Source organism: Mesorhizobium sp. M7A.F.Ca.ET.027.02.1.1 (assembly GCF_004022985.1).
Lineage (GTDB): Bacteria > Pseudomonadota > Alphaproteobacteria > Rhizobiales > Rhizobiaceae > Mesorhizobium.
Map to the genome: position 1 here is coordinate 1 of NZ_RZOL01000335.1, position 7,002 is coordinate 7,002.

Annotated in this window: 5 protein-coding genes; all 5 read right to left on the reverse strand. The window is 64.8% G+C overall.

Features of this window, described 5'->3' with window-relative positions; genetic code table 11:
* Positions 1-74 precede the first annotated feature (74 nt).
* A complete protein-coding gene (locus EN749_RS27230) occupies positions 75-3,056 on the reverse strand; it encodes a sarcosine oxidase subunit alpha (RefSeq protein WP_128364333.1) in 2,982 nt (993 codons plus the stop codon).
* Positions 3,057-3,297: 241 nt separating this feature from the next.
* The gene (locus tag EN749_RS27240) at positions 3,298-3,573 is read right to left on the reverse strand and encodes a sarcosine oxidase subunit delta (protein ID WP_128307685.1); all 276 of its coding nucleotides are present in this window, start codon (positions 3,571-3,573) and stop codon (positions 3,298-3,300) included.
* Between the two features lie 17 nt (positions 3,574-3,590).
* Positions 3,591-4,844 (reverse strand): sarcosine oxidase subunit beta family protein, encoded by a 1,254-nt coding sequence (locus EN749_RS27245; protein WP_127270293.1) that lies wholly within the window; start codon positions 4,842-4,844, stop codon positions 3,591-3,593.
* A gap of 36 nt (positions 4,845-4,880) precedes the next feature.
* Complete coding sequence (gene glnT / locus EN749_RS27250) at positions 4,881-6,188, reverse strand: type III glutamate--ammonia ligase (protein WP_128364334.1); 1,308 nt, start codon at positions 6,186-6,188, stop codon at positions 4,881-4,883.
* A 62-nt stretch (positions 6,189-6,250) separates the two neighbouring features.
* Positions 6,251-7,002, reverse strand: a 752-nt coding sequence (locus EN749_RS27255; RefSeq protein WP_189367725.1) for a glutamate synthase-related protein, incomplete at its 5' end; no start/stop codon positions are given.

Below are 7,002 nucleotides of genomic sequence, written 5' to 3' on the forward strand. Positions count from 1 at the left end.
CCTCCATACCGCGTGCACCATGCACGCCGGCAACAAGCGCCTTTTCAAGGGGACTGCGGGGAGCCCAGGAAAAATCAACCACGCTGGCGCCCTCCATCCGGATCGTAGAAGACGGGATTGCAGAATTCGACATCGTAGTCTTCGCCGCGCAACGGGTCATGCGCATGCACGATCTCGCCGATGCGTTCGCGGCCGCGTTCGACAAGCGCGAGCCCGATCCACTGATCCAACGTCGGCGAGAAGCAGACCGAGGTGACATAGCCCTGGTCGTTACCAGGTCCCGGTGTCTGTCCCTTCGGGATGACGTGCGCACCGGAGCGCAGCCGGCGTGCCTTGTCCGTCGGCTTGATGCCGACGACGACCTGCCGGTCCGGGTCTACCAGCGCCTCGCGTCCGGCCATGACGCGGCCGATATAGTCTTTCTTGGTCGACATCATCTTGCCCAGGCCAAGATCGGCCGCCGTCGTCGTGCCGCTCAGTTCCGGTCCGGCAATGTGGCCCTTTTCGACGCGCATGACGCCGAGCGCCTCGGTGCCGTAAGGCGTCACGCCGAACGGCGCGCCGGCCAGCATCAAATTGCGCGCCATGGCATCGCCAAAGCGCGCCGGCACCGAAATCTCGAAAGCCATCTCGCCTGAGAACGAGATACGGAACAGCCGTGCCCTCAGGCCCCCGCGAAGTGCTACTTCGCGCGCGCCCATGAATGGAAAGCCTTCGTTGGAAAGGTCTTCGGCCGGGTCGACGATTTCCCTGAGCAGGTCGCGTGTCTTCGGCCCGGCGATCGAGAATTGCGCCCACTGGTCGGAGACGGAAGTGAGCTGCACGTCGAGCTCCGGGAACAGCACCTGGCGGCAGAATTCGAGATGCTGCATCACCAGCCCGGCCTTGGCCGTGGTGGTGGTCAGGAAGAAATGATCCTCGGCCAGCCGCGATGTCGTGCCATCGTCATAGACGATGCCGTCCTCGCGCAGCATGAGCCCGTAACGCGCTTTTCCCACCGCAAGATTGGAGAAGGTGTTGATGTAGACGCGATCCAGGAAAGCGCCGGCATCGGGACCGTGCACGTCGATCTTGCCGAGCGTCGAGACATCGCAGAAGCCGACGCCGCCGCGCACCGCCTTGACCTCGCGGGTCACCGATTCCAGCCAGTCCTTCTCACCGGCGCGCGGGTACCATTGCGCCCGCTTCCACAGGCCGGTGTCGACGAAGACAGCGCCCTGTTCCACGGCCCAGTGATGCGACGGCGTCAGCCGCGTCGCATGAAACGTCTCGTCGCGATGATGACCGGCGAAGGCGCCGATGGCGACCGGCACGTAAGGCGGCCGGTAGATTGTCGTGCCGGTCTCGGGGATCGAACGGCCGCTGACCGCGGCCATGATGGCAAGGCCGGCGACATTGGAGGTCTTGCCCTGGTCGGTCGCCATGCCGAGCGTCGTGTAGCGCTTCAGGTGCTCGACGGATTCAAAGCCTTCGCGTTGCGCCAGTTCGATGTCGGAGGCGGTGACGTCGTGCTGGTAATCGACAAACGCCTTGCCCTTGCCGGCGACGTGCCATAGCGGCGTCAGCGAGAATGCCTCGTCGTCGGCGGCAGGCGCGATACCCACTGTGCCGCTATGTCCCGTGTCACGCGCCGCTGCCGCGCCGGCGGCAAATCCCTGGCTCAGGCAGGCGCCGAGGCCGAAATCGCCATTGGTGGCACCCGCGGCGACCATGCCTGGAGGCGCGCCGTCCGGCACGAAGGCAGATATGTCGTTCTGCCATTTCGGCCGGCCACGATGGTAGGAAGTCAGCCCGACAGCCGGGTTCCAGCCGCCAGAGACCGCGAGGCCGTCCGCTTCGACCTCGGCGCGCGCGCCACCGGTCAGCGAGACCGCGATTTTCCTGACGCCATCCTTGCCGCCATCGACGCCACTGACGGAACCATGCAGCACCGGGAAGCCACCCTTGGAGGCCAGCGAACGATGCGCCGGCGACACTTCGGACCGTGCATCGATGACCGCCGCGATCTGCAGGCCGGCCCCGAGTGCAGTCTCGACCGTACGCCAGCCATCCTCATTGTTGGTGAACAGCGCGAGGCGCTTTGCCGGTGTCGCCGCATAGCGCGCGACATAGGTGCGCATGGCGGACGCCATCATAACACCGGGCGTGTCGTTGCCGGCAAAGACGATCGGCCGTTCGATGGCGCCGGCCGCGACGACGCAGCGCTTCGCCACGATCCGCCACAGCCGCTGTCGCACCTGGTGCTCGGGCGGCGAGGGCAGGTGGTCGTTGACCCGCTCGATCGCGCCATAGGTACCGCCATCATAGACGCCGAACAATGTCGTGCGGGTCATGATGCGGACATCGGGCATATCGGCCAATTCAGCCAGCGTCCGCGACAGCCATTCGGCTGCCGGCACACCATCGATCGTGCCGCCATCCGACAGCAGGCGGCCGCCGGGGACAAAATCCTCTTCGCACAGGATGACGCGGGCACCAGCGCGGCCGGCTGCCAATGCCGCGGCCAAACCGGCCGGACCTGAACCGGCGATCAGCACATCGCAATGCGCCCATGCCTTGTCGTAGTGATCGGGATCGGCGATGCCTGAGGCACGGCCGAGGCCGGCGGCGCGGCGGATCGCCGGCTCGTAGATCGCTTCCCAGAACTTCGCCGGCCACATGAAGGTCTTGTAGTAGAAGCCGGCGACGAAGATCGGCGCGAACAGCTGGTTCACCGACATCACATCGTGGCGCAGCGACGGCCATCGGTTCTGGCTGGCGGCCTCGAGCCCGTCATAGAGTTCGGCTGTCGTCGCCTTGGTGTTCGGCTCGCGCCGTGCGCCGGTGCGCAGCTCGACCAGCGCGTTGGGTTCTTCCGAACCAGCGGTGAGAATACCGCGCGGGCGATGGTATTTGAACGATCGGCCGACCAGCTTGACGCCGTTGGCGATCAGCGCCGAGGCGAGCGTGTCGCCCTGGAAGCCGGAGAAAATCTTGCCGTCGAAACGGAAGTTCAGTGGCACCGAGCGGTCGATGAGACCGCCGGACGTGAGACGGTGGGATTGGCTGGAAGTCACGATTGCCGACCCTTCGTCGCTTCGATGTCATGCGGCAGCGTCGAGCTGCCCCTCATCGCCCTGCCGGGCACTTCTCCCCGTATAGTGACGGGGAGAAGGACGCTCTCGTCCAAGATTTCGCCAATCCTCAACGTTGCAGGAATAGCGGCCAGGTTGCAGCCAGCGGCCCTCTCCCCGTCCCTATACGGGGAGAGGATGCCGGCAGGCAGGTGAGGGGCGGCGCTGACTTGCACAAGAAAATTCATTTCGCGACCTGCCTCGCACCCACGCCAGCCGCCGGCTCAACGGCGGAAATCTCGTGCGTCAGCGTGTTGCGGGTGACCTTCAGCCAGGCCCGGCAGCCGCCGCCATGGTACCAGTATTCGCTGGTCGCGCCGGCGACATTGTCGCGCAGATAGACATAGTCGAAGACCTCGTCTTCCGAGGCGCCGGCTTCGGGCCGTACGGGCTTGGCGTCGCCGAGATAGGTGAACTCGCCGAGTTCGCGTTCGCCGCAGAAGGGACAGACAATGCGCATGCTGTTCTAGACCGCCTTCAATGCAGGTTCGGTTGGGCGCCCTGGCCCTTTTCGTCGATCATCGCACCAGTCCGGAACCGGTCGAGGCGGAACCGTGCGGCCTCTTCGTGCGATTCATCGCGGGCCAGAAGGTGGGCAAAGACAAAGCCGGAGCCCGGCGTCGCCTTGAAGCCGCCATAGCACCAGCCGGCGTTGAGATAGAGCCCGTCGACCGGTGTCTTGTCGATGATCGGCGAGCCATCCATCGACATGTCCATGATGCCGCCCCACTGGCGCAGCAGGCGCACGCGGCCGATCATCGGCATCAGCGCCATGCCGCCCTCGCAGACATCCTCCATCACAGGCATGTTGCCGCGCTGGGCGTAGGAATTGTAGCCGTCTATATCGCCGCCGAAGACCAGCCCGCCCTTGTCGGACTGGCTGACGTAGAAATGGCCGGCGCCGAAGGTCATGACGCCAGGGATGAGCGGCTTGATCGCCTCGGAGACAAAGGCCTGCAGCACATGGCTCTCGATCGGCAGGCGCAGGCCGGCCATCGCCGCGACGCGCGACGAACTTCCGGCGACCGCCATGCCGACCTTGCCGGCACCGATCTTGCCGCGCGATGTCTCGACGCCGGTCACCTTGCCATTGGCGTCCCTGACGAAGCCGGTGACTTCGCAATTCTGGATGATGTCGACGCCGAGTTCGCTCGCCGCATGGGCATAGCCCCAGACCACCGCATCGTGCCGCGCCGTGCCGCCGCGCCGCTGCAAGAGCCCGCCTTGCACGGGAAAGCGCGCATTGTCGAAGTTCAGGAACGGGATCATCTTCTTGACGGCAGCGAGGTCGAGCAGTTCGGCGTCGATGCCGTTGATGCGCATGGTGTTGCCGCGCCGCGCATAAGCGTCGCGCTGTGCGTCGGAGTGGTAGAGGTTGATGACGCCGCGCTGGCTGACCATCGCATTGTAGTTGAGGTCCTGCTCCATCCGCTCCCACAGCTTCATCGACAATTCGTAGAAGCCGGTGTTGCCGGGCAGACCGTAATTGGAGCGGATGATGGTGGTGTTGCGGCCGGCATTGCCGGAGCCGATCCAGCCTTTTTCGAGTACGGCGACATTCTTGATGCCGTACTCGCTGGCGAGAAACCAGGCGGTGGCAAGCCCGTGGCCGCCGCCGCCGATGATCACCACGTCGTAGCGATCCTTCGGCGTGGCGTCGCGCCAGGTGCGCTGCCAGTTCTTGTGGCCGGACAGGGCGGCGCGGGCGAGCGAGAAGATAGAATATTTCATCAGTTCATTCCGAGGTCGCTCGCACCGCGCTGGTGGTCAGATATCCAGCGTGTGGTCGCGCTCCCATTGCGTGAAGTGCGAAGCATAGGAATTCCATTCCTGGTGCTTCAGCTTTAGGTAGGCCGACGAGAATTCCTCACCCAGCGCCGCCTTGAGCGATTTGTCCTTGTCGAACTCTCGCAAGGCGTCGAGCAGGTTGAGCGGCAGTTTTGGAGCGCCCTTCACCGTGTGCCCATGCTGGTACATGTCGATGTCGTAGCGCTTGCCGGGATCGGCCTTCGAGCGGATGCCGTCGAGGCCGGCGGCGATGATAACCGCCTGCAGCAGATAAGGGTTGGCAGCACCATCCGGCAGCCGCAGCTCGAAGCGGCCGGGGCCGGGCACGCGCACCATGTGGGTCCGGTTGTTGCCGGTCCAGGTCACCGTGTTCGGCGCCCAGGTCGCGCCCGAGATGGTGCGCGGCGCGTTGATGCGCTTGTAGGAGTTGACCGTCGGGTTGGTGATCGCGGCAAGCGCGGAAGCATGCTTCATGATGCCGCCGAGGAAATTCCGGCCCTTGGCCGACAGGCCGAGTTCCATCGCATTGTCGGCGAAAACGTTGGTCTTGCCCGATTTGTCCCAGACCGAAATATGGGCATGGCAGCCATTGCCGGTCAGGCCCTGGAAGGGTTTGGGCATGAAAGTCGCGCGCAGGCCGTGCTTCTCGGCGATCGACTTGACCATGAACTTGAAGAACGAGTGCTTGTCGGCGGTCGCCAGCGCGTCGTCGAAGGCCCAGTTCATCTCGAATTGGCCGTTGGCATCCTCGTGGTCGTTCTGGTAGGCGCCCCAGCCGAGCGCCAGCATGTGGTCGCAGATCTCGGCGATGACGTCATAGCGGCGCATCACCGCTTGCTGGTCGTAGCAGGGCTTTGAGGCCGTGTCGTATTCGTCGGAAATCGTCTTGCCATCCGGCGAGATCAGGAAGAACTCGGCCTCGACGCCGGTCTTGACGTGCATGCCGTCGCTGGCTGCTTCCGCGATCAGCCGCTTCAGCGTGTTGCGCGGCGCCTGGTCGACCTCCTTGTCGTCCATGATGCAGTTGGCGGCGACCCAGGCAACCTCCGGCTTCCACGGCAGCTGGATGACCGAGTCCGGATCCGGCACCGCCAGCATGTCGGGATGTGCTGGCGTCAGGTCCAGCCAGGTGGCGAACCCGGCAAAGCCGGCGCCATCCTTCTGCATGTCTGATATCGCCTGCGCCGGCACCAGCTTGGCACGCTGGCCACTGAACAGGTCAGTGTAGGAAATCATGAAATATTTGACGTTTTTCGCCCTTGCGAATTCTGCAAGATCAGTTGCCACGCTAGTTCCCCATTTTTGTCGATTGTTGTTCCCCGAGTATGCGGGAACCGGCCCTTCGTTGATCAGAAGCCGTTCTTCCCCGGTATCCAGTTGGTGCCGGCCAGCGGCACGCCGGCCATGGCGGCTGCCTCGATCGTCAGCGCGACGAGGTCCTCGGGTTCAAGATTGTGCAGGCTGTTCTTGCCGCACGCACGCGCGATGGTCTGCGCTTCCAGCGTCATCACCTTGAGGTAGTTCGCCAGCCGGCGCCCGGCAGCCACCGGGTCGACCCGCTTCATCAATTCCGGGTCCTGCGTGGTGATGCCGGCGGGGTCGCGCCCCTCGTGCCAGTCGTCATAGGCGCCGGCCGTGGTGCCGAGCTCGTTATACTCGGCCTCCCAGCGGGGATCGTTGTCGCCGAGCGCGACGAGGGCAGCCGTGCCGATCGAGACCGCGTCGACGCCGAGCGCCAGCGCCTTGGCGACATCGGCGCCGTTGCGGATGCCGCCGGAGACGATCAGCTGCACCTTGCGGTGCATGCCCAGATCCTGCAGCGCCTGTACCGCCGGCCTGATGCAGGCAAGCGTCGGCATACCGACATTTTCGATGAACACTTCCTGGGTGGCGGCGGTGCCGCCCTGCATGCCGTCGACGACAACGACATCGGCGCCGGCCTTCACGGCAAGCGCGGTGTCGTAGTAGGGCCGGGCGCCGCCGACCTTGACGTAGATCGGCTTTTCCCAGTCGGTGATCTCGCGCAGCTCGAGGATCTTGATCTCGAGATCGTCGGGGCCGGTCCAGTCGGGGTGGCGGGAGGCCGAGCGCTGGTCGATGC

Coding starts and splice junctions, on each gene's coding strand:
- EN749_RS27240 (WP_128307685.1), bottom strand. CDS start 3,573: ATGCGCATTGTCTGTCCCTTCTGCGGCGAACGCGAACTCGGCGAGTTC.
- EN749_RS27245 (WP_127270293.1), bottom strand. CDS start 4,844: ATGAAATATTCTATCTTCTCGCTCGCCCGCGCCGCCCTGTCCGGCCAC.